We start from the raw sequence: 24,834 nt of genomic DNA, 5'->3' as shown, positions 1-24,834 counted from the left end.
ATTCTGATTAGATTTTAAAAATAAATTTTTGGAAAATGTATTGACAATCAAAAAGAGAAAGTTCTATAATACGTTTAATAACTTTTAAGTCAATTCTAAATTTTCTAATTTAATTATATTTTATATGTGAAGAAGAGGAAAGTAGATGATGATGCGTGTTTCAGAGAGTTGCCCCGTGGCTGTGAGGGCGGTAACAAGCAAATCATTGAAAATCACCTCGGAGCATCGCTTTCGAAAGGGAATTTGAGTAGAGAGCGACGGGCTCGTCTCCGATAAATGGACGGAGGTCTGATGGGACCTACTGAGCTTATATTTCGTGAGGAATATAAGGAAGCTGAGTGGTAACGCGAAACTCTCGCCTCAGCAATCAAATCTACTAGTGAGTAGAGATTGATTGTTGGGGCGAGAGTTTTTATTTAAAAAAATACAAGAATGTGAAGAAGAGGAAAGTAGACGATACGATTTGTTTCAGAGAGCTACCCCGTGGCTGTGAGGGTAGTACAAATCTATTGATTGAAAATCACCTCAGAGCACTATTCACGAAAGGAAACGAGTAGGGAGTAGCGGAGTTGTTCCCGATAGCAGAACAAAAGTCCATATTTGGACTTACTGAGCTTATATTTCGTGAGGAGTATAAGGAAGCTGAGTGGTACCACGATTCCCTCGTCTCAGCAATGGGTTGCTACAAGTTGTAAAGAATCGATTGCTGAGACGAGTATATTTTTATAAGGAATATACAGAATATTTAGTTTTTGTATATTCTTCTCAGCAATCGATTTAAAGATAGATTGTATAAAGAGATGAAAAAGAGGAGCGATGTAAGATGAAAAAGCAGTATATTTATATGAATGGGGAATTAGTAGAGAAGGAAAAGGCTGTTGTTTCGGTATATGATCATGGGTTTTTATATGGAGACGGTGTATTTGAAGGAATTCGTAGTTACGGTGGAAATGTCTTTTGTTTAAAAGAGCATATAAAGCGGTTATATGAATCTGCAAAATCTATTTTGCTCACGATTCCAATGACAGTGGAAGAAATGGAAAAAGCGGTTGTACAGACGTTACAAAAAAATGGATATGCCGATGCATATATTCGACTAATTGTTTCAAGAGGAAAGGGGGATTTAGGACTGGATCCAAGAAGTTGCGAAAAGCCAAGTGTCATCATTATTGCAGAGCAATTAAAATTATTTCCTCAAGAATTTTATGATAATGGTCTGAGCGTTGTATCGGTTGCATCTCGCCGGAATATGCCAGATGCATTAGATCCACGTATTAAGTCAATGAATTATTTAAATAACGTACTAGTGAAAATTGAAGCAGCGCAAGCGGGTGCACTAGAAGCACTTATGTTAAATCAACAAGGATATGTTTGTGAAGGGTCAGGAGACAATGTTTTTGTAGTGAAAGATGGAAAAGTAGTAACACCGCCTTCTTACTTAGGGGCATTGGAAGGAGTGACTCGCAATAGCGTGATTGAACTTTGTGACAAATTGGGGATTCCATGTGAAGAAAGACCGTTTACCCGTCACGATGTATATGTAGCGGATGAAGTGTTTTTAACGGGAACTGCTGCTGAATTAATTCCAGTTGTAAAAGTTGATGCAAGAGAAATTGGAGATGGAGAGCCTGGAGAGGTAACAAAACAATTAACCGAAGCGTTTAAACGGTTAACGAGAGAACGAGGAGTACGTGTGCCAGGACTAGCAGAGAGTTTGGCGTAAAAGATAGGGGAGGAGTAAAAAATGGAAGATAGGCATACAGTTTGCAAGAAAAAGGAGTTGGAAGAAGGGAAAGAGAGCGGTGCAAGTCATGTTATTCAATGCTTGAAAAAATTAGGTGAAACAACCGTATTTGGTTATCTGGGAGGAGCTATTTAACCAGTGTATAGTGCACTTTATCTTTTTAGGCGAGAAGACACCCACCTCAAGGAACGTGCAGGGCATAGCCCAATGAGTAGGTGGGTGATGAATCGCCTTCGGATAGGGCGTGGCTTATGCCACGTTAACGATCCGACACACTTAAACCTTTACGAATAAGCTCGTAAACCGCACCTGCAAAACTCGTGATGTAATTTTCTTTTTGGTATTTTTCGATTTCTGCCACTAAATCAGCAGGAAACTTAATTAATTTTGAAATACGTTCCATACTACTTCACTTCCATTTCGGTATATACTTATGTTTGGTATATAATTAGTATATACTAAAAGAAGATGAAATCAATGTTAGTTAACAAAGTGTATAAGTTTCGTATCTATCCAAACAAGGGGCAAGAAATATTAAAACAGGTAGTAGATGTTTTGCAAGTAAATACATCATAAGCAGAGATTGTCGCTTTCATGTATGAAGATAGAGTGACCAATATGTGTCATTCTATTTCAAATACAGCAGCATTTGGCGATCATGTAACAGGATAATCGCAACGGATAAAATGAAATGTGTTCTTATCAAAATTCAGCAAGGAGAATTTAGGGGAAAAAGGTTATTAGAATTTTAAACTGGACGTAAGGCGTAGCATGCAATGAAAAAGAAAGAGCAAAAGCATCGGCTGAAAAAGGTAGGAGCAGTACTTCGTGAAAGGATGTCTTGAATTCAGCCGCTAGAAACAAAAAAATAAACAGCAGCGTAAAAATGTATGAGGAAAGGAATTGAAAATATGAGAAGTGACATGATTAAAAAAGGTTTCGATAAAGCGCCGCATCGCAGTTTATTAAAAGCAACCGGGCTCAAAGATGAAGACTTCCACAAGCCGTTTGTAGCGATTTGTAATTCTTTTATTGAAATTATTCCTGGGCATAAACATTTAAATGAATTTGGTCGTCTTGTAAAGGAAGCTGTACGTGCGGCGGGAATGGTTCCATTTGAATTTAACACAATTGGAGTCGATGACGGAATTGCAATGGGGCATATCGGTATGCGCTATTCCCTTCCAAGTCGTGAGATTATTGCTGATTCAGTGGAAACAGTAGTCAATGCGCATTGGTTCGATGGCATGATTTGTATTCCGAACTGTGACAAAATTACACCGGGCATGATGATGGCTGCGATGCGTATTAACATTCCAACGGTTTTTGTTTCAGGAGGACCAATGGCAGCGGGAAAAACGTCAAAAGGAGAGGTTGTTGACTTAAGCTCTGTTTTTGAAGGAGTAGGCGCTTATCAATCTGGAAAAATTTCAGAGGAAGAATTAAAAGATATTGAAGATCACGGTTGTCCATCTTGTGGCTCTTGTTCGGGTATGTTTACAGCGAATTCGATGAACTGTCTATGTGAAGTATTAGGATTAGCCCTCCCGGGAAATGGAAGCATCTTAGCGACAGACTCGCGCCGAGAGCAGTTAATTCAACGAGCAGCGGAGAGTTTAAAAATTTTAATGGAACGTGATATTAAACCGAGAGACATTGTCACTGAAGAAGCCATTGATGACGCGTTTGCACTTGACATGGCAATGGGAGGATCTACAAATACAGTATTACATACGTTAGCAATTGCTCAAGAGGCAGGATTAGACTATGACATGAACCGGATTGATGCAGTTTCAAGGAAAGTTCCTCATTTATGTAAAGTAAGCCCAGCCTCAAATTGGCATATGGAAGATATCGATCGTGCAGGTGGTATGAGTGCTATTTTAAAAGAATTAAGTAGAAAAGAAGGGGTACTGCACTTAGATCGGATAACAGTTACAGGGAAAACGTTACGAGAAAATATTGCCGATGCTGAAATTCAAGACAAAGAAGTCATTCATTCGCTTGAAAATCCTCATAGCCAAGAGGGGGGCTTACGTATATTAAAAGGAAATCTCGCAAAAGATGGTGCTGTGATTAAAAGTGGTGCAACAGAAGTAAAGCGTTTTGAAGGACCGTGTGTTATTTTTAATTCACAAGATGAAGCACTTGCGGGGATTATGCTTGGGAAAGTAAAAAAAGGAGATGTGGTAGTTATTCGTTATGAAGGGCCAAGAGGTGGGCCTGGTATGCCAGAAATGTTAGCTCCAACATCAGCAATTGCTGGTATGGGACTAGGAGCTGATGTAGCACTATTAACAGATGGCCGTTTTTCGGGAGCATCACGAGGTATTTCTGTCGGGCATATTTCCCCAGAAGCTGCTGCGGGTGGGGAAATTGCACTTCTTCAGCAAGGAGATATCGTTTGTATTGATGTAGAGGAGCGTTTGCTTGAAGTGAAAGTGAGTGATGAGGAATTAGCGAAACGCCGAAAAGAATGGAAAAGACCAGAGCCGAAAGTAAAAACAGGATGGCTTGGCCGCTATGCCCAGATGGTTACATCAGCAAATACTGGAGCAGTACTGAAAATGCAAAACTTTGATTGAATGATAGAAAAAAAGGATAAGGAATGATATGAGATGGTGCATAAGGTAAAGGAGAGAGTAAAAATTGAAGATATCCTTATGGCTCATAATTGTTTAAAGGATATTGTCAATAAAACACCACTTCAACGAGATGCAGTTTTATCTAAGAAATATAAATGTGAAGTATATGTGAAAAGAGAAGATTTACAAGTAATCCGTTCCTTTAAAATTCGCGGTGCTTACAATTTAATTCAAAGTTTATCAAAAGAGAAGTTGCAAAACGGAGTTGTGTGCGCAAGTGCTGGAAATCATGCACAAGGCGTTGCATATACGTGTAATTTATTAGAAATTCCAGCGAACATTTTTATGCCAACGACAACGCCAAAGCAGAAAGTATCGCAAGTCAAATTTTTCGGTGGTGATGTGGCAGACATTATGTTAGTTGGTGATACATTTGATAGCTCCTTTCAAGAAGCGCAGCGCTATTGTGAAGAAAATGGCATGACATTTGTACATCCTTTTGATGATCCACACGTAATTGCCGGTCAAGGAACAGTGGCAGTCGAGATTTTACATGATACGGAAAAAACGATTGATTATGTATTTACAGCAATTGGCGGTGGGGGTCTCGCTTCTGGCATCGGTACATATGTAAAGGGAGTGAGTCCAAATACAAAAGTCATCGGTGTGGAACCTAAAGGGGCAGCGTCGATGAAAGAAGCTTTTTTACAAAACGAAAATGTAACGCTAGAAATGATTGATAGTTTTGTAGATGGTGCAGCGGTAAAGAAAGTAGGAAAGCTAACTTTTGAGACTTGTAAAGATGTGTTAGATGATATTGTCTTAGTTCCTGAAGGGAAAATTTGTACAACGATTTTAGAATTGTATAAGAAGAATGCAATTGTTGCAGAACCTGCCGGAGCTCTCTCGATTGCAGCGCTCGATTTTTATAAAGATGAAATAAAAGGAAAGACAGTCGTTTGTGTGTTAAGCGGTGGGAATAATGATATTGACCGAATGCAAGAAATGAAAGAACGCTCTCTCATTTACGAAGGGATAAAACATTATTTTATTATTCAATTTCCGCAGCGATCAGGAGCATTGCGAGAGTTCCTTGATAAAGGATTAGGCCCTGAGGATGATATTACTCGTTTTGAGTATATTAAGAAGCATAATAAAGAAAATGGTCCTGCACTTGTCGGTGTAGAGTTAAAACATAAAGAAGATTATGAGCCACTGATTGCTCGTTTTAAGGAAAATCATATTCAATTTCTGGAACTGAACAAAAATCCTGTTTTGTTTGATTTATTAACTTAATAAATAAAGAGAAAGAGGGCAAAAATGATAGACCCTCTTTCTTAGTTGTTATCTTTGGTATTTATGCTACTTGGATTATTTATCGAAAATTCAAAATATTAAATCGTTACATAGGTAATACAAAATGAAAGTTTTTGGTCATGATTGTGAATGTTTTATCGCTTGATGCTTTCTGTAAGACTCATAGCTTGTTAATGAGTCTTTTTATTTTATGACGAAGATTGTCTTGCCTTGTATAAATGAGTCTATCATTAAGAACGATGCCGCCATGACGTTCAAGGGAATCCCCTTTATATATATCTATTATTGGAGTGAGCGGGAATGGAACGGATAGATGTAAAAGATGTCCAACAGTAATAAAGCTCATAGTAAAAAGAACTTGTACGATATTTATAAAATTCAGCCCTTTTTGTTTGTAGAAAAAAGATTATTACTGAATAATTATTGTTTAGCTTATTTGAAGGAGCGATTTTCTACCATGATTAATGAAGGGGGGCAAAGCCGTGAAACGTAATCGTATAGCATTTTTTCCATTTGTTAGACTTCGAGTCCTTTTTATATAGTCATGTATTCTTGATCTATATTTAGCTCAATCAGCTATGTACATTAAAAAATAGATATAAAATTTATAAAAATGTTTGGAAATAATATAATTTCTTAATAAAATATTTTACTTGATAAAATAAAAAGTGTATTGTTTTCGATAGATTACAAGCAGGAAATAAAAAGAAAAGTCAAAAAAGAGCTAGGAATAGAAAATGTTTTCTCAACATCTGAAAATTCTGAATACAAGAAAAAGAATTGAGTTTTTGTGGGATTAATTGTTAATATACCCTTGTATTACCAATCAATTAAAAAGGGGGATTTTGACATGAAACTAAAAATGAAAGTTAAAAAGGCTACGCAACAAGATAATCAATGTGTATGTTTATTATTATGCTAGTTTGAGAAAAGAAGGTGTGCAAGCACCTTCTTTTTCAATGGAATGGGGAGAAAAAGATGAGATTAAAAACAAGTTTGAATTTTAGAGGGTATCCAAATAGAAATGAAATTGTTTATTACGATGGCGAAGAACGAGTGATTGAAGTGAATGAATTTGAAAAGCTATGGTCATTACTGAAAATTTTGGAAAGCCCGAAAGAAGATGTTCATACAAAAATACAGGAATGGAAAAATAACAACGACATAGAGGATGAGGAGTTACATCAAATTCTCCAATTTATAAATGAGAATGGAATGTTATATGAAAAGCGTTGTGACAAGATGGATGAGGAACAATTATATAATATAAGAAACTTTCATTATTTCAGTACACACGATTCTACTATATATGCAGATGCGATTGTTCAAAGGATAAAAAAGGTAAAAGCAGTTGTAATCGGGGCTGGAACGATAGGTGCAACATTATGTATGACATTATCTAAACTTGGTGTCGGAGAGATTATTGTTATCGATTTTGATACGGTACAACTAAAAAATATTAGAGCGCAGACAATATTTCAAAAAGAAGATACGAATAAGAAAAAAATACATGTTATCCAAGAAAAGTTAAAGAAAATGGATCCATATGTTAAAGTTCAAGTGTATGATATGAAAATCGAAACAATCCATGATTTGTTACGAGTAGACTTACATGATGTGCATTATATTTTTGGATGTTTTGATGAATCTTCACTTCAATTGCAAAAAGATATAATGAATTATTGTGATAAGGAAAAGATTCAATATTATTTGATGGGATACCATAATGATTTTGTCAAAGTGTTTCATGTAAGCAATCGGAATGATGGAGAGAGACTGCTTGAAGAGAGTTTTCAAAACTATCATACAGAATATGTTATTCGAGAAAATAGGGGGACGATCATTCAAAGCCTAGCTGTTTCGCTTATAATTAGTCGGATTCTATTCGAGGACATAACAAAAAGCAGTTGTACAGTGCCAAGTGGGTATCATTTTGACTTTATTACATTTCAAACTTCTCATAACCGTCAATCTATCTCGAGAGAACCATTCGTTCAATCATTGCAAAGAATTATGCCCTTTGACCAAGAACAATTAAATCGGAAGATAGAATTCCTTTTCAATATTATTGATAAAAAAGAGAAAGTGACGATTCTTCCGAAAGTAATAGAAATGGATATTTTATCTATGCACCAAGTGTTTGACATTTTATTTCATATAGGTCAAATTGCTAGCTTACAGTTAGAAGATCACTACAATAAATTTATAGAACTGATGAATGAAATAGACGAAACAGAAGACCCAGAACATAATGAAGATGAATATGAACAATATCTACAATTCATTCGTAGCATGAAAATAAATTATGAAGATGAGGTATGCACCATATTTGAAATTTTTGAAATGATTCGCAACACGAAGGATTATGAGGAAAAGAAAAAAATGCAAAGCGGAATCTATGAAGTATTGAAACAGAATGGTGACACACTGCTTTCGTTTTTTGTAAACAGTAAGAAGAAGTATTTAGCTTTAGAAATCCCGAATTATTACATGGAAGTCTTTGGCGTTAAAGAGGAAACGTTACATATACTCGAAAATGAGTTGCAAAAGAAGTTCCATACATTACTTACGAAAAGTCTGTCTATGATGTTTTCAAATTCATTTCATGAAATTGGCGTAGACTTTTTATCATATAATGAAGAAGAACACAGTATGATTACACTGGATGAGGCAAAACATTTCATCGTTACAAGTTTAGAGAAAGATGGGAAGCATCATTTTGTTCATTATATAGAGCGAATGTTCGAGGAGAATTTTATACAAGTATATAATAATGTTGAAGTAAATAAAACATACTATTTTCCAAGTATGAAGGAGAGTAGAATTGTATTTAACTATCATAATGATATGGATAGTGTATTTGTGCTATGCCATGAATTAGGACATGCTTATTTTAACCAAAGTTATGGACATACATTTTTTGACGATAGTACACAATTAGTTAACGAAATGATGGCATACTATTTTGAAATTATTTGTATTCAATCAATGCTAGGAAATGAAGAGATAAAGATTGAAATGAAACAAGAAATAGCACGACAATATATAAAAAGAATACATCAAACTGTCTTATCCACATACGGAGTTCACTTGTTAGAAAAAAGCTTAGTTAAGCATATAGAGGAACACGGAACCATTTCGTTACTCGACTTTTTGAAAATTCGTGATGAATATAATCAACATTCTTTTTTTAAAGGGATCAAATTTAAAAATGAAAAGTATTTTTATTTAAATCCACTTTTGAAATCTTCATTTATGCTTGAATTTGGAGAGCATCTTTTACCCCCAATGGCATATTTACTTGCGGTTAGTTTATACAATGACCGAAGTGAAACAAGTATTCCAAAAGATATTCGAATGCAAGAGGCTATATATAATGGGGTATATTGTACAGAAGAGTTTTTATCTTATGTAGCAAAGGATGTTCCTTATGATGAACGTATGAAACAAGCAATTCATACACTTTTAGAACTGTTTTGTAAACTGGAATCATTTACGATGAAGGATGAAGTATATTCCAATTAAAAATAAAAAAGTTATGAATAGAGACATGTCTCCATTCATAACTTTTTTATTTTGTTTCGAAATTTAACGAGAAAAGAAGACTTATGTAAGAGGAGGCATATTGCTAAACTTTTCAAGGAAAAGGGTGTAGAATGGTTATCTAAGAAGGAAGGTGTGAAAATGGCCAGCTGGAAAAGAAATTTAATGATTTGTTGGCTTGGTTGTTTTACCACTGCAGCCGGTATGAGTTTAGTAATTCCTTTCCTATCCTTTTATATTGAGAAACTTGGCGTGACTGGAACTTCTAATATCGCACAGTGGTCAGGAATTGCATTTGGGGTAACATTTTTAATGGGTGCCATTGTATCGCCTTTATGGGGGAAACTTGGTGATACACATGGACGAAAATTGATGCTTATTCGTGCTAGTCTCGGTATGGCGATTATTATGACACTTATGGGATTTGTGACAAATGTGTATCAATTAGTTGCCCTTCGTTTTTTAATGGGAGCGGTATCTGGTTTTCTTTCTACAGCAATGACATTTATTGCTGCAGAAACACCGAAAGAGCATTCTGGTTGGGCGATTTCTACAATCTCAACTGGAGGGGTTAGCGGTTCCTTACTTGGACCAATGCTCGGTGGGTATTTATCAGAGTTAATTGGTATGAGATATGTATTTTTCGTAACAGGCGCTTTTTTATTTCTATCCTTTATTATTGTCTTTTTCTTTTTAAAGGAAGAAAATCGTTCTGTTCAACCGAAAAAAGCACAACCGAAAAAAGTATGGACGATGGTTCCAGCAAAACATTTTATTATGAGCTTATTTGTCGTTACATTTATGATTCAACTTGCAAATATGTCGATACAACCTATTATTACATTATATGTAAAGCATTTGGCGGGGGCGCACACAGCGCATATTGAAACCATCGCGGGGGCTGTTATGTCCGCAACAGGCTTGGCTGTAATTTTAGCAGCTCCTCGATTAGGACGTTTATCTGATCATATTGGTCCGCAAAAAACATTGATTGTAGCTTTGTTTGTTGCAGGGATTGTTTTTATTCCACAAGCTTTTGTGACCTCTGCTTGGCAATTGTTAATTTTACGATTTCTTTTAGGAATTGCACAAGCTGGATTATTACCTTCTGTACAAACGCTACTAAAAAAACACACACCAAATCACATCACTGGCCGTATTTTTGGATATAATCAATCCTTTCAATTTTTAGGAAATATGATTGGTCCCGTACTTGGAGGGCAGGTAGCCGCGCATGCTGGTTTCCAATATGTATTCTTTTCAACTGCCGCGCTATTATTTATAGCTTGTATTTGGGTATATTTCCATAATAGACATGCAGAAGTGACAGGAAAAGAAGGATTGAAAGTTAGTTAACAAGGTGAATAAATATAAAGTGAAGCATAATTTATATAGTTTCAGTTTATAAGAATCGAATTTTAGGACATTATAAAAAGCACATCACCATAAAAATGTGATGTGCTTTTTCTGTGTCGAACTCCGTTAACAGAACTTTTATCGTTCGGTCTGTTAACGGGAATATATGACTCAAACAAAGATGGTAATAAAGTGATAATTTATTTAAGAGAATGCAAAATTATCATAAAGCTAACCAAATTGTTGTTTAGGAGGATTTTTATTTACCATGGTTTACTCAGAACACAAAGTATCATCATAATAAGTTGATGTTTGGAAGAAACTTGTGTTTAGATCTATCTGACTTAAAAGGTTTTGTCAGCAATAGATTTTTCTAATACTTTTAACTTTCTAGTTATGAATTTTTTATACGGAATGTTACTAACATGTCTACGTTTCCATAACAAAGAATGTAAAAATAGCATTACCATCTATTGTTTGACAATTATATTTTAAGCAAACTTTAGTAAAAAAATCAATAGCATAGAATAAATCTTTTAACAAAATTTTGAGAGAATTCTTCTTTAAGTACGTAAAGGGCATACTTCAAAAGTTGTTTTCGTCCTATAACTGAGAAGCTTCCACTTCAAACTTTGCTAATTCTCTTCATACAAATTAAAACTGAAAGCAAAGATAGCTTAATGTTCCAAGCTCATAGCTACGATGAATGACTTTTCCTTTCGTATCTCCACTACCCATAGCGATGAAAAGAGGGACAAAATGTTCTGGTCTTGGAACGGCTAAATGTGCATGAGGAGCATTTGTTTCCCAATGAAATAAAGCATTTGTATCATTTTTTTCTACATGATGAATGATCCAATCATCGAACTCTATTGCCCATTTTTCAGGTTCTGTTTGGCCCCATTTCAGTGCTCGTAAGTTATGAACCGTAACCCCGCTACCAATTACTAAAATATCTTCTTGACCGAGTCCTTTGATAGCTTGTCCAATTTCAAATTGTTCTTTTGCTGGAAGGAATGGATGCACAGAAATTTGAATAACAGGTATATTAGCTTTTGGATACATGCGGTGAAGTAGCGTCCATGAACCGTGGTCTAATCCGCGAGTTATATCTCTTCGCACAGGAATTCCTTTACTTTTAAACTTTGCTTCTAATAATGATGCAATGGTAGAAGAACCTTTTGCTTTATATTTGATTTCGTATAATTCGGGAGGGAATCCTCCAAAATCGTAAATCGTTTCATATTCATCATCAGAGGATGAAATTGTCAACATTTCACTTTCCCAATGAGCTGTAAATATCACAATTGCTTTCGGTGTATATATTTCGCCAAGTGTTTTTAGAAAACGTGTATAATCTGTATCTTGAATCGCAAGCATGGGTGAACCATGAGCTAAAAATAATGATGGCATCATAAATGAACCTCCTAAAAAATATATAGTTACTTTATGTAAGTAACTATATATTTTTATTATTTATATGTCAATACATTTATCCATTCATTTGTTACAAGAATCATAGTAAGAGGTGTTCATATTAAAAAGTACATCAAACAGGAAGTGTTTGTCAGGGGAGAGAGAATTACATATAATACATAATAAGAATTATGAATACTCATTCATTTTATGATATATATGGAATAGATTTAGGGGGCGATTACAATGAAATTACAAGAAAGCTTCGTTACGGTATCAGATGGGTCTGAAATTTATTTATACAAGTGGCTACCAGAAAACGAACTTCGAGGCATTATACAAATTGCCCACGGCATGACAGAACATGCAGGGGTTTATACAGAATGTGTTAAGGCATTCATACAAGCTGGATACGGTGTTTATGCTCATGATCATAAGGGACATGGAAAGACAGTAAAGAGAGAAGACGATTATGGGCACTTTGAACCAGAAGTAGGCTGGGATCAAGCTGTTTCTGATATTATTTTTGTATCGGAGTTTATTCGGAAGGAGCAAACATGTCCACTTTTTTTATTGGGACATAGTATGGGCTCTTTTTTATCTAGACGTGCTGTACAACTTCGAGGCGAATTATATGATGGTTTTCTTATTTCTGGGACAGGTGGAAACCCAGGATTGTTAGGGATAATAGGTCATAAAATAGCAACGATTGAAATGAAGCTTCGTGGTACAAAAACGAAAAGCCCGATGTTAAACTTTTTATCGTTCGGAAATTTCAACTCGCATTTTAAACCAAATCGAACAAAGTTTGATTGGTTATCTTCCGATACAAGCCAAGTTGATAAATATATAGAAGATCCATTGTGCGGATTTATTTGCTCAACAAGTTTTTATCGTGAATTATTTAAAGGTGTACTTGAAGTGAACAAAGTAAAGGAATATGAGAAAACGCCTAAAGATCTGCCTATCCATATTTTTTCTGGAGATCGTGATCCAGTAGGGAATATGGGGAAAGGTGTAAAAGAAGTATATGATACATATAAAAAATGCGGTATAAAAGATGTAACACTTCGCTTATATGAAAATGGGAGACATGAAATGTTTCATGAAGTAAATCGAGAAGAGGTTTTTCAAGATGTAATCTCCTGGTTAAATGAACATACTGCGTAAGAAAAGCTCTCACTAGAAATATAAGTCGGAGCTTTTTATTTAAATATATATTTTTTATGATGTGAAGAATGATTATAGATTAATAGTTTACATGAAAGGAGAATAAATGATGATCATTCGAGAAACGATATTAGAAGAAGCAAATGAACTAAGTAAACTCGCACTTCGTTCAAAGGCAACGTGGGACTATAGTACGCAATTTCTAGCAGCTTGTAAGGAAGATTTAACAATTACGGAATCATATATAAAAAACAATTATGTCTATGTTTTAGAAAATGCGGGAGTAACAATTGGCTTTTTTTCATTTATACGTAAAGATAGAGATATTCTTGATTTTCTCTATTTACATCCGCATTACAAGGGGAAAGGGTATGGAAAAATGTTATGGAAAGCTGTTGTAGAAAAAGCAATTGAATTAGGGATAACATGCTTTATCATTGAGAGCGATCCAAATGCAAAAGGATATTATATGAAAATGGGAGCAAAGTTAATTGGAGAAACGCCTTCAACAGTATTGAAAGGTCGGAGTTTACCTCTTTTGCAGTATGATGTATAAAGCGGTTCATATATAGGGGATGATGAAATGGAAGAGTTAACTTGGGAGGAAATATGTAAAGTGCTCATGAAATCGTGGTCACTTGAAACGAGCTCCAAATGGTCAGAAAGAAATCCAGCGAAAGGACAATGCGGTGTAACAGCACTTGTAGTAAACGATTTCTTTGGTGGTGAAATAAAGAAGACGAGAGTCGGTGAAGATTGGCATTTTTATAATGTGATAGATGGCAGGAGATATGATTTTACAGCAGTGCAATTTAAGGAGGAAATCATTTACGAGGATACGATTTCAAGCAGAGAAGAAGCGTTTGCGGATACAAATAGAACACAATATAATACGCTAAAACAAAATGTATGTAGGGAATACAAGAAACTTTTGACTCTTTAAAATGATTAAGTTACTATAATAGTGGTAACCAATTGAGGAAGAATTATATTTTAAAGAATCGAGAGGGGAAATATTTTTGAAAACAGCTTATGTAAGCGCTACAATTGTGACGCTTAATGAACAAAATGAAGTATTTGAAAATGGATATATTATTGTAGAGGATCATACGATTATAGAAGTGCAACATGGAGATTTTTCTAAACACGATCAAGTGGATGAGGTCGTTGATTTAAAAGGAAAATGGTTATTACCAGGTCTTGTGAATACACATACTCATATTGTAATGAGTCTTTTGCGCGGTATCGGGGATGATATGTTATTACAACCGTGGCTTGAAACGAGAATTTGGCCTCTTGAACGTCAATTCACTCCAGAGCTTGCCGTTGCGAGTACAGAACTTGGTTTGTTAGAAATGGTGAAAAGTGGGACAACAACCTTTTCGGATATGTTTAACCCAATTGGTATCGACCAAGATGCGATTATGGAAACGGTTCGTAATAGTGGAATGCGTGCAGCGGTTTCAAGAACTTTATTTAGTTTTGGTACAAAAGAAGATGAGAAAAAAGCAATTCAAGAAGCAGAGAAATATGTGAAACGATATTATCGTGAACATGATATGTTAACAACGATGGTTGCACCTCATAGTCCATATACATGTTCTACAGAAATGTTAGAAGAGTGTGCAAGAATTGCAATGGAAAACAATACGATGGTTCATATTCATCTTTCAGAAACAGAGCGCGAAGTACAAGATATTGAAAAGCAGTATGGGAAACGCCCTGTAGAATATATCGAGAGCTGCGGTTTATTTAAGAGACCGACAGTCATTGCGCATGGTGTTGTGCTCAATGAAAATGAGCGCACTTTCTTAGCTGAACATGATGTGCGTGTAGCGCATAATCCAAATAGTAATTTAAAGCTTGGGTCTGGAATTGCAAATGTGAAAGCAATGCTAGAAGCGGGTATTAAAGTAGGGATTGCAACTGATAGCGTGGCATCTAACAATAATTTAGATATGTTTGAAGAAATGCGCATTGCAACTTTATTACAAAAAGGAATTCATCAAGATGCAACTGCATTACCAGTTGAAACGGCTCTTTCACTCGCAACAAAAGGAGCAGCAGAAGTAATTGGGATGAAACAGACAGGTTCTATTGAAAGAGGAAAGTGTGCGGATTTTATTACGATTGATCCAGCAAACAAACCTCACTTGCAACCAGCTGAAGAAGTATTATCCCATCTTGTTTATGCAGCAAGTGGAAAAGATGTGTCTGATGTTGTCATCAATGGAAAACAAATTATGTGGAACGGCGAGTGCAAAACATTAGATGAAGAGAGAATCATTTTTGAGGCTAGACGTTATAAGCATGGTTTGCAAATGTAATTCGTATAAGAATGCTATTTTTTCGTGAAATCGAAAAAATAGCATTTTTAAATTGATAAGCGGATAAAGATTCATGGAGGTGTAACACTTTTTCAGTAAACTTTCTGCTATAATAAAGAGCGTTTTATAATAATTATTGAATGTAAGGAGAATAATTCATGAAGCAAGAAAAGAGTCGCTTACTTATGCTTACCATTATGACATTTTTTATTTTAGCAGCTTGTAATAAAAGCGAGGATAAAATACATAAAGAAGCTCAAAAACAAGTGTTAAACGTAACGATAGCAGAAGAAATGCCATCTCTTGATGTAGCGAAAGCAATGGATGGCACATCGGCACATGTAATGCAAAATATATTTGAAGGATTATATGTATTAGATCGTGATGATAAACCAATCCCTGGTGTTGCCGAGTCATTTGAGAAAAGCGGAGATGGTAAGAAATATACATTTCATTTGCGCAAAAATGCAAAATGGTCCAATGGTGAATCGGTAACTGCACATGATTTCATTTTTTCTTGGAAGCGAACATTAGCCTCTGACACAGCCTCTCCCTATGCTTACATGTTATTTGACATAAAAAATGCAAAAGAAATAAATAAAGGTGAATTACATGTAGATCAACTGGGAGCGAAAGCGTTAGATGATTATACATTAGAGGTACAATTAAATAGGCCTATTCCTTATTTTCTACAATTGTTAACATTGCCGATTTATTTACCGCAACATGAACCATTTGTGAAAGAACAAGGGGAACGTTATGGGTTAGAACCTAACCATCTTATTTATAATGGGGCATTTGTACTAGAGGAATGGAAGCATGAGCAAGAGTTTCAGTTGAAGAGAAACGAGACATATTGGGATAAAGAAAAAGTGAAATTAGACGAAATAAATTTTCACATTGTAAAAGATACAGCGACAGCTGTGAATTTGTATGAATCTGGCGTACTTGATCGAACACCTATTAATTCTACCTTTGTAGATCGTTACAAAAATAACAAAGAGTTACACATGTCAAGTGAATCAGCAATTGCTATGCTTCGCTTTCATGAAGGAGATGCGTTACTAGCAAACAAAAAAGTTCGCCAGGCCATTTCATTTGCCATAAATAAAAAAGAAATGGTAAATCATTTTATTAATAATGGTGCAGTTCCTGCATATGGCTTAATTCCTAGCGGATATGAAAATGAAGTAACTAAAAAAGATTTTCGGAAGGAAAATGGAGAGATCGCAGGTTATGACGTTGAAAAAGCAAAGGAACTTTGGAGTGAAGCGAAAAAAGAGCTTGGTACTGAAAAGGTTACGATAGAATTTCTGACATTTGAGCAAGATAATGCAAAACGCCTAGCGGAGTATATAAAAGGAGAGTTAGAAAAACATTTAAGCGGTTTAACATTACAAATTAAACAGCAACCATTCAAACAAAAATTACAATTAGAGCAAACTGGACAGTACGATATTTCAATGGTCATATGGGGACCTGATTATAAGGATCCCATTAATTACTTAGAATTATTTACGACAGATAGTCCGAATAATCGGATGCAATATTCTAATCCCGATTATGATAACTTAATTAAGCAGGCTAAATATGATATTGTATTAGATTCAAAGAAAAGATGGGAAACCTTGCAACTAGCGGAACGAATCATATTGGAAGATGCAGCTGTGGCACCTCTTTATTATAAAGGTTCTGCATATATGCAAAAAGAATATGTAAAAGGCATTGAAGAACATCAATTCGGTGGCATATATACGTACAAATTTGCCTATATAGATAAGAAATAATAGAGACTTGCTACAAGAAAGAGTAGAGTGCTTGAGTGAAAAGTGCTTTACTGCTCTTATTTTCTCGAATGTAAAGAGGTTTAAAAACTTATGGAGCAGATGTACTAGCCTCTGGTACAGTTGTATCTGTTCAAAATGATGAATTTGACTTAAAGCCCGGAGCGGATAATTCTAATTCTATGGTTGGGAATCACATATATATACGTTTAGATGAAACAGGAACATATTTAGTACTAGCCCATTTGAAGAAAGGATCCGTACGAGTGAAGAAAGGTCAGCATATAAAAGAAGGCACAGTCGTTGCGAATGTTGGGAATTCTGGAAATTCTAGTGAGCCCCATTTACACATACATCATCAGCGGCAAGATCCATCGAAAACAAGTATATTTCTAACGGAAGGACTTCCTTTATATTTTCGAGGGATTCAAGGTCCTGCAGCGCCAAAAGGTGGCGTTCGAATAGAGCAGGGAAAAGATGTTCCAGTAGGGGACAGTGTAATCCCGTTACCTCTCTAATTTTGGTGAAAAGAGAGAAGGAAAAAAGATCTCATCTATATTTGATGAGATCTTTTTTCTATTGACCTGTAAATGTTTGATACAGTAAGAAAATATTTAAGGCGATAACGAGTGCGGCAATAATCCAAGCCATTACAGTCGTTATGGGATGGTTGGAAAGTACTCCCATAATTTTTTTACTGCTTGTAAATATAATAAGTGGGACAAGTGCAAAAGCGATTCCAAATGATAATACAACTTGACTCATAACGAGAGCATATGTTGGATTTACCCCTAAGGCGATAATAACAAGTGGTGGAACCATTGTAATAAAGCGTCGTAAATATAAAGGGATGTGCATTCGAATAAACCCTTGCATAATAATGTCACCAGACATTGTTCCGACAGAAGAACTAGATAAGCCTGCAGATAATAATCCAACTCCAAAAAGGCTGGCGGATATCGGTCCCGCTAAGTTACCAAATTCTCTAAAAGCGACATCTAAATCTTCAACGTGCAATCCGTTTTTAAAGAAAAGAGCCGCAGCTACGATGAGCATACTTGCATTAATTGCTCCGGCAATCACCATAGCAATCATAATATCGATGAACTCAAAGCGGAAAATTTGTTTGCGCTGTTCATCTGTTGTTCCTACAACGCGGCGCTGTGTTAAAGCAGAATGTAAGTAGATGGCATGTGGCATTACTGTTGCTCCTAAAATGCCAGCTGCAAGTAAAATGCTATCTACACCTTGGAATTTTGGGATAAATAGTCCTGATAGAAGAGGGCTTAGCTCTGGTTTTGCATAGAATACTTGTACACCAAATGCAACAACAACGATAAAGACCATCCCTGTAATGATAGCCTCTAATGGTCTAAAGCCGCGGCGCTGAAATTCGAGTATAATAAATGATCCAGCTGCAGTAATGAAAGCGGCTGGTAACATGGGAATGCCAAATAGTAAATATAAACCTAAAGCAGCTCCGATAAATTCGGCTAAATCAGTGGCCATAATAACGAGCTCACCTTGTATCCATAAACCGATTGAAACTGGTTTTGGAAAATGTTCGCGTGCTACTTCAGGAAGGTTTTTACCAGTTGCAATTCCGAGTTTTGCTGAGAGAGTCTGGATTAAAACCGCCATTAAATTAGAAGCGAGAATGACCCAAAGTAATAAATAACCATATTGTGAACCCGCTGCAATATTTGTCGCAAAGTTTCCAGGATCAATATAAGCAACAGAAGCGATAAAGGCAGGCCCAAGAAAAGGAAGCAGTCTTTTTAGTCCTTTTATTTCACCACTTAAAGCAAGATGAGCAGATTGACTAGTTGTACTTTGCGGAGGGATGTTTTTCTCTTTTGTTATATTATTAGTCATAGTGGTTTCCCCCTTTAATTCTTAACGTAATGAAACTATTGTATGATTCTTATTAAGCATTTCAATACATTTAAATATTTTCGTAATATCTTTATTTGAACACGAATGTTTCCTTAATGCAAATTATATGACTATACACAAAAAAGTGCGTGTGAGAATGAAGAAAGAAATCACTATGTAACAAAAATAAAAAAGACGATGCATATAGAATGAAACGCTAGATATTTTGGATCGTAAAGAAAATAACCTATAATTTGGAATGGAAAAAAGACTTTTCTCTTTGTAAATAAGCCTTATAGCATATAAATTGCTGGAAACTAAATTGTATGTTATATAATATATTAGGGTTACAACATAACCATAGTGTTTTGTATGTAATCTTGTTTTTTTTTTTTGTTAACTTATGGAAAATTATAATTAGAAGAAAATGATGTATATATAACTTGGCATGCATTCTCTTATTATTATATGTTTTGATATAATCGTTAACTTATACACGTAATTTTAAAATTTAGATAGGTGGTAGAAATGCATTGGCAATAAAAAAACCATATAGAGTGTTACTGTATTATATGTATACAACAATTGAAAATCCTGAAGAATTTGCTGCGGAGCACTTACAATTTTGTAATTCGCTTGAATTAAAAGGAAGAATTCTTGTCGCAAAAGAGGGGATTAATGGAACGGCTTCAGGTACTACCGAGCAAACGGAAAAATATATGGAAGCAATGAAGAACGATCCGCGTTTTGCTGGAATCGTTTTTAAAGTAGATGAAGCAGATGGGCATGCTTTCAAAAAAATGCATGTACGTCCTCGCTCAGAACTTGTTACGCTTCGCTTAGAAGATGATATTAATCCAAAAGAGCTAACTGGAAAATATTTAGAACCAAAAGAGTTTTATGAAGCGATGCAACAAGAAGAGACGATTGTAATTGATGCACGGAATGACTATGAATATGATTTAGGGCATTTTAGAGGTGCGATTAAACCGGAGATTAAATCATTCCGTGAATTACCAAATTGGATTAAGGAAAATAAGGAAGTACTTGAAGGGAAAAAGATTTTAACGTATTGTACAGGCGGAATTCGTTGTGAAAAATTTTCCGGTTGGTTAGTGCGAGAAGGATTTGAAGATGTAAGTCAGCTTCATGGTGGAATTGTCACATATGGTAAAGACCCTGAGGTTCAAGGTGAACTATGGGACGGACAATGTTACGTATTTGATGAGCGTATCGCTGTTCCGGTAAACCAAAAAGAACATGTTATTGTGGGCAGAGATCATTTTACAAACGAGCCATGTGAGCGTTATGTAAATTGTGCAAATCCAGAATGTAATAAGCAAATTTTATGTTCAGAAGAAAACGAAGCGAAATATTTACGTGCATGTTCTCATGAATGCCGCGTTCATCCACGAAATCGCTATGTAAAAGAACACGAATTAACAGAAGAACAAGTTGCTGCTGCATTAGAAAAAATTGAAGCAGAAAATCAAGTGAAACTAGGATAATCTTTTTTAGTAGCTGCCTATAAGTCGGTGAAACCGACTTATAGGCAGCCTTTTTTAATTTTATAAACAGAAGAGACTATGCACAATTACATATTCGTGAAATAATTATTTCAATATAACACTATCTCTTGTGGAGAAACAAGATTTTTTACTATTATGCATAGATATTTTAAAGTGAAAAATCTTGATTACTTTATTTTAAAATAAGGAGATAAATCATTGGAGATAAAGGGCAATAAAATAGTTCTTTACGTTAATAAGGCGCTGTGTTTAAATAATTTTACAGTACAGAACTTGAATGAAAAACAAAAGATTGTTTTCTACGATTTTGCTAAAAATGAATAATATTTTCATGTAATTTATGCAATGCGTGAATGGGCCCATTTTTCTATGCTTTTTAGTAAATTCAAGTTTGTGTTGTATTTTCAATTTCGTAAATAGGAAGAGAGTGCAAGGGCTGAATGTTAATTGTCCCTATTTATGAAGGGTAACAACTGAATCTGTATAAAAAATAAATTGTTAATTTATACATTAGGAGGAATTAAAGTGAAAAAGACTTTAATTGCGGGGTTATTGGCTACAGCAGCATCTACAAGTTGGCTTACCGATGTAAACGCTTACTACGAAGGGGAGCAATCTGGATTACAGCCAATGTATGCACAAAATGTAATGACTCCAAATACATTTTCAAATTCAATTAGAATGTTAGGAGCGCAGTCCCCGCTTATACAAGCATATGGATTGATTATTTTGCAGCAACCGGATATTAAGGTGAGCGCGATGAGTAGTTTGACGAATCATCAAAAGTTTGCAAAGGCAAATGTTCGAGAATGGATTGATGAATATAATCCAAAGTTAATTGATTTAAATCAGGAAATGATGAGGTACAGCATAAGGTTTAATAGCTATTACAACAAATTATATGGATTAGCGGAAAAAATAAATGAGGATGAACAAGCAGCGGTCGATTTTACAAATGCCTATGGAAAACTTCAAGGGCAGGTACAAATGATTCAGGATAATATGGAACAAACATTGTTTGAGTTAAACAGGTTTAAAGCACTGTTAACGAAAGATAGCCAAAGCTTATCACAAAAGGCCGATGAGGCTATTCAATCATTGCAAGGGGCAAATGGAGATATTGTTAAGATAAGAGCAGATATAAAAAGAATACAAGAAGAAATTCAAACAGACCTTAGTGATATTTTAAATCGGCCACAAGAAATCGTCAAAGGATCTATTCATATAGGAAAAAAAGTATTTACAATAACAAATCAAACAGCGCAAACAAAAACGATAGACTTTGTTTCAATTGATTCTTTAAGCGATGAAATTGTAAATGCTGCGGATAGTCAAACAAGAGAAATAGCCTTACGGATTCAACAAAAGCAAAAAGAGTTACTACCGCTAATTCAAAAATTAGCAAAAACGGAAGCAGAGGTAACAGAAATTACTTTTGTTGAAGATCAAGTAAGCAGTTTTACGGAGCTCGTTGATCGACAAATTACAACTTTAGAATATGTATTAAATGATTGGAAAGTATTGAATCAGAATATGATCCAAATCAAAACAAATATTGACTCTGGAACATATACAAACGGTAGTCTGCTTCAAAAGCATTTCAATCAGCTAAAGAAATCTAGCGATGAGATAAAAAAACAAACGAGTCAATTTGAAGATTACATTACAAACGTCGAAGTACATTCGTGAAAAAAGCATACATATTGCATGATTAGGGAGAGAAAGAAAATGAATAAAAAACCTTCTAAAGTAATGACTTTATCAGCACTTATGATGGTGTTTGCAGCAGGAAATATGATGCCGGCGCATACTTTTGCAGCAGAAAATATGAAATCAGTTTCAGTTCATGCGGTGGCGAAAGCATATCATGAATATGAAGAGTATTCACTAGGTCCAGAGGGATTAAAAGATGCAATGGAACGCACTGGTTCGAATGCTTTAGTAATGGATTTATATGCTTTAACAATAATAAAACAAGGAAATGTTAGTTTTGGAAATGTAACAACGGTTGATGCTCCTTTAAGGGCAAAAATTGTGCAGCACCAAAATACAGCGCGAAGTAATGCAAAACAATGGTTAGATGTATTGAAGCCGCAGCTTATTTCTACAAATCAAAATATCATTAATTATAATACGAAATTCCAAAATTATTATGATACTTTAGTGAAAGCTGTAGATACGAAAGATAAAGCAACTCTGACAAAGGGATTAACAAGGTTGTCTAATAGTATTACAGAAAATAAAGAACAAGTTGACAAGTTAGTAGAAGACTTGAAACGATTCCGGAATAAAATGACAGCAGATACACAAAACTTCAAAACGGATGCAAATCAAATTACATCTATTTTAGCTAGTCAAGACGCAGGAATTCCACTATTGCAAAGTCAAATCACAACATACAATGAGGCGATGAGTAAGTATAATGCACTTATTATTGGTTCCTCTGTAGCCACAGCTTTAGGCCCAATTGCGATTATAGGTGGTACAGTTGTCATCGCTACTGGAGCGGGAACGCCGTTAGGAGTGGCACTAATCGCAGGTGGTACAGCAGCAGTAGGTGGAGGTACAACGGGAATTGTTTTAGCAAAAAAAGAACTTGACAATGCACAGGCAGAAATTCAAAAAATAACAGGTAAAATTACTACTGCACAATTAGAAGTAGCAGGGTTAACAAATATTAAAATGCAAACAGAATATTTAACAAATACAATTGACACTGCGATTACAGCGTTACAAAATATTTCAAATCAGTGGCATACAATGGGAGCAAAATATCATTCATTACTTCAAAATGTGGATTCTATTAGTCCTGAAGATCTTGTGTTTATGAAAGAAGATCTTAGCATCGCAAAAGATAGCTGGAAAAATATTAAAGATTATGCGGAGAAAATTTATGCTGAGGATATTCAAGTAGTAGATAGGGAAAAAGTATAATGCTCTTTTAATTTATATATTTTTATGTAACAATTTATAATATGTGCAATAAAGAATAGGGGAAAAATATGTACAAGCATTTCTATCAAAAGTGTCTATTATCTATCATGATTATTGGAGTCACAATAAATCATGCATTTCCTCTGCATTCTGTTGCCGAAGAACAAAAAGGTGCAGAAAATGATTCTCTTGGTCCAGCAGGCTTTCAAGAGGCAATGGTGCAAACAACATCAAGCATTTTTGCAATGGATTCATATGCAAAATTAATTCTTGATCAACAAGAAACAGATTTAGATAAGATAAACTCCATTCACGGTGATGTAAGACGAGATATAATCCAACATCAAAGAGATGCAAAAATGAATGCAACAAATTGGATCCATCAAATGAAACCACAAATTATGAAAGTGGATCAAAAGATTATCGATTTTCATACTATTTTTCAAGCGCAATACAACAGCATGCTATTGGCAGTTGATCAGAAAGATCGTGACACATTAAAAGCGAATTTAGAAACATTGTATACGAACATTTTACGCAATCAAAAGGAAGTAGATGCTTTATTAGAGGAGTTAAAAGCGTTCCGGGAGAGAATGGTGAAAGATACAACTCGTTTTAAAAATGATGTGGATCAATTAACTGCGATTTTGGCAAGTACAAATGCAGGGATTCCAGCGCTAGAGCAACAAATTCAGACATATAATGATTCTATAAAAAAGAGCAATGACATGGTCATAGCTGGAGGTGTACTTTGTGTGACTTTACTTACCTGTCTTGCAGGTGGACCGATGATTGCTGTGGCTAAAAAAGATATTGCAAATGCTGAGCGAGAAATCGCGAATGTAAAGGCAAAAATTTCTGGAGTACAAGCGGAGATTGCCATTTTAACAGACGTGAAAAATAAGACAATAAATATGACAGAAACAATTGATGCCGCAATTACAGCGTTACAAAATATTTCAAATCAATGGTATATAGTAGGGGCAAAATATAATAACTTATTGCAAAATGTAAAAGGAATTAGCCCTGAAGAGTTTCATTTTATTAAAGAAGATTTGAATGTAGCAAAAGATAGTTGGAGGGATGTAAAAACATATACAGAAAAACTGCACGAAAGCATAAAAAAGTAGTAGATAGAATCTACTGCTTTTTTTGTCTTCGTTTTGATAGAGGGGAGGAAAGGTCGAATAGTCGAAATTTCGAGAATAAACCTGTATAATGCTTGTAATGAAAGGGAAATACAGGAAAGGATAT

General features: G+C 35.1%; 18 protein-coding genes, 2 pseudogenes and 2 other annotated features. Of the genes and pseudogenes, 17 read left to right on the top strand and 3 right to left on the bottom strand.

What is annotated here, in order from left to right; translation table 11 throughout:
* The first annotated feature begins 120 nt into the window (after positions 1-120).
* Positions 121-366 (top strand) — a binding site (T-box leader).
* A 62-nt stretch (positions 367-428) separates the two neighbouring features.
* Positions 429-674: a binding site (T-box leader), on the top strand.
* 149 nt (positions 675-823) lie between these two features.
* Entirely contained in the window at positions 824-1,723 is a 900-nt protein-coding gene (gene ilvE, locus MR056_RS09445) for a branched-chain-amino-acid transaminase (protein ID WP_087098435.1), read from the top strand.
* Between the two features lie 21 nt (positions 1,724-1,744).
* Positions 1,745-1,876, top strand: a pseudogene (locus MR056_RS09440) (thiamine pyrophosphate-binding protein); the annotation flags it as partial.
* 127 nt (positions 1,877-2,003) lie between these two features.
* On the opposite strand, the gene MR056_RS09435 reads toward MR056_RS09440, so the two are convergent.
* Positions 2,004-2,147 carry a hypothetical protein gene (locus MR056_RS09435; protein WP_164468621.1) on the bottom strand — a complete coding sequence of 48 codons (144 nt, stop codon included), beginning with the start codon at positions 2,145-2,147 and terminating at the stop codon, positions 2,004-2,006.
* Positions 2,148-2,212: 65 nt separating this feature from the next.
* On the opposite strand from MR056_RS09435, the gene MR056_RS22625 reads away from it, so the two are divergent.
* From MR056_RS22625 to MR056_RS09410, 5 genes are all read left to right on the top strand, one after another.
* Entirely contained in the window at positions 2,213-2,320 is a 108-nt protein-coding gene (locus MR056_RS22625; protein WP_087098437.1) for a helix-turn-helix domain-containing protein, read from the top strand.
* Between the two features lie 335 nt (positions 2,321-2,655).
* Positions 2,656-4,329 carry a dihydroxy-acid dehydratase gene (gene ilvD, locus MR056_RS09425; protein WP_087098439.1) on the top strand — a complete coding sequence of 558 codons (1,674 nt, stop codon included), beginning with the start codon at positions 2,656-2,658 and terminating at the stop codon, positions 4,327-4,329.
* A gap of 33 nt (positions 4,330-4,362) precedes the next feature.
* Positions 4,363-5,625 carry a threonine ammonia-lyase IlvA gene (ilvA, locus tag MR056_RS09420; RefSeq protein ID WP_087098441.1) on the top strand — a complete coding sequence of 421 codons (1,263 nt, stop codon included), beginning with the start codon at positions 4,363-4,365 and terminating at the stop codon, positions 5,623-5,625.
* Positions 5,626-6,624: 999 nt separating this feature from the next.
* On the top strand, positions 6,625-9,171 hold the full coding sequence (locus MR056_RS09415) for a ThiF family adenylyltransferase (protein ID WP_210351552.1): 2,547 nt from the start codon (positions 6,625-6,627) through the stop codon (positions 9,169-9,171).
* Positions 9,172-9,330: 159 nt separating this feature from the next.
* Positions 9,331-10,545 (top strand): multidrug efflux MFS transporter, encoded by a 1,215-nt coding sequence (locus tag MR056_RS09410; protein ID WP_012093946.1) that lies wholly within the window; start codon positions 9,331-9,333, stop codon positions 10,543-10,545.
* Between the two features lie 654 nt (positions 10,546-11,199).
* On the opposite strand, the gene MR056_RS09405 is transcribed toward MR056_RS09410, so the two are convergent.
* Positions 11,200-11,961, bottom strand: coding sequence for a DODA-type extradiol aromatic ring-opening family dioxygenase (locus tag MR056_RS09405; protein WP_087094796.1), 762 nt, complete (start codon positions 11,959-11,961; stop codon positions 11,200-11,202).
* A gap of 246 nt (positions 11,962-12,207) precedes the next feature.
* Between MR056_RS09405 and MR056_RS09400 the strand changes: the two genes are divergently transcribed.
* The 6 genes and pseudogenes from MR056_RS09400 to MR056_RS09375 form a co-directional block, all read left to right on the top strand.
* Positions 12,208-13,131, top strand: a complete 924-nt coding sequence (locus tag MR056_RS09400) for an alpha/beta fold hydrolase (protein WP_012093948.1) — start codon at positions 12,208-12,210, stop codon at positions 13,129-13,131.
* 109 nt (positions 13,132-13,240) lie between these two features.
* The gene (locus MR056_RS09395) at positions 13,241-13,687 is read left to right on the top strand and encodes a GNAT family N-acetyltransferase (RefSeq protein WP_087098450.1); all 447 of its coding nucleotides are present in this window, start codon (positions 13,241-13,243) and stop codon (positions 13,685-13,687) included.
* A 27-nt stretch (positions 13,688-13,714) separates the two neighbouring features.
* A complete protein-coding gene (locus MR056_RS09390; protein WP_012093950.1) occupies positions 13,715-14,074 on the top strand; it encodes a YunG family protein in 360 nt (119 codons plus the stop codon).
* Positions 14,075-14,150: 76 nt separating this feature from the next.
* On the top strand, positions 14,151-15,458 hold the full coding sequence (locus MR056_RS09385; RefSeq protein ID WP_087098452.1) for a bifunctional S-methyl-5'-thioadenosine deaminase/S-adenosylhomocysteine deaminase: 1,308 nt from the start codon (positions 14,151-14,153) through the stop codon (positions 15,456-15,458).
* A 158-nt stretch (positions 15,459-15,616) separates the two neighbouring features.
* Positions 15,617-17,245: a peptide ABC transporter substrate-binding protein gene (locus MR056_RS09380; protein ID WP_048722768.1), complete on the top strand. Its 1,629-nt coding sequence runs from the start codon at positions 15,617-15,619 to the stop codon at positions 17,243-17,245.
* A gap of 89 nt (positions 17,246-17,334) precedes the next feature.
* Positions 17,335-17,760 (top strand): annotated as a pseudogene (locus MR056_RS09375) (M23 family metallopeptidase); the annotation flags it as partial.
* 58 nt (positions 17,761-17,818) lie between these two features.
* On the opposite strand, the gene MR056_RS09370 reads toward MR056_RS09375, so the two are convergent.
* A complete protein-coding gene (locus MR056_RS09370; protein ID WP_048722770.1) occupies positions 17,819-19,117 on the bottom strand; it encodes an Nramp family divalent metal transporter in 1,299 nt (432 codons plus the stop codon).
* Positions 19,118-19,650: 533 nt separating this feature from the next.
* Between MR056_RS09370 and trhO the strand changes: the two genes are divergently transcribed.
* The 4 genes from trhO to nheC all read left to right on the top strand — a co-directional run bounded on the left by trhO (position 19,651) and on the right by nheC (position 24,710).
* Complete coding sequence (gene trhO / locus MR056_RS09365; protein WP_012093955.1) at positions 19,651-20,625, top strand: oxygen-dependent tRNA uridine(34) hydroxylase TrhO; 975 nt, start codon at positions 19,651-19,653, stop codon at positions 20,623-20,625.
* A 546-nt stretch (positions 20,626-21,171) separates the two neighbouring features.
* Positions 21,172-22,335 carry a non-hemolytic enterotoxin subunit A gene (gene nheA, locus MR056_RS09360; RefSeq protein WP_087098458.1) on the top strand — a complete coding sequence of 388 codons (1,164 nt, stop codon included), beginning with the start codon at positions 21,172-21,174 and terminating at the stop codon, positions 22,333-22,335.
* 39 nt (positions 22,336-22,374) lie between these two features.
* Positions 22,375-23,580, top strand: coding sequence for a non-hemolytic enterotoxin subunit B (gene nheB / locus MR056_RS09355; protein WP_087098460.1), 1,206 nt, complete (start codon positions 22,375-22,377; stop codon positions 23,578-23,580).
* Positions 23,581-23,648: 68 nt separating this feature from the next.
* Positions 23,649-24,710, top strand: a complete 1,062-nt coding sequence (gene nheC / locus MR056_RS09350; RefSeq protein WP_087098462.1) for a non-hemolytic enterotoxin subunit C — start codon at positions 23,649-23,651, stop codon at positions 24,708-24,710.
* Positions 24,711-24,834 lie beyond the last annotated feature (124 nt).

This window comes from Bacillus cereus group sp. BfR-BA-01360, from assembly GCF_022663595.1.
GTDB lineage: Bacteria > Bacillota > Bacilli > Bacillales > Bacillaceae_G > Bacillus_A > Bacillus_A cytotoxicus.
Note: the sequence above shows the minus strand (reverse complement) of the source record. Positions and strands in the feature narration are given on the sequence as shown.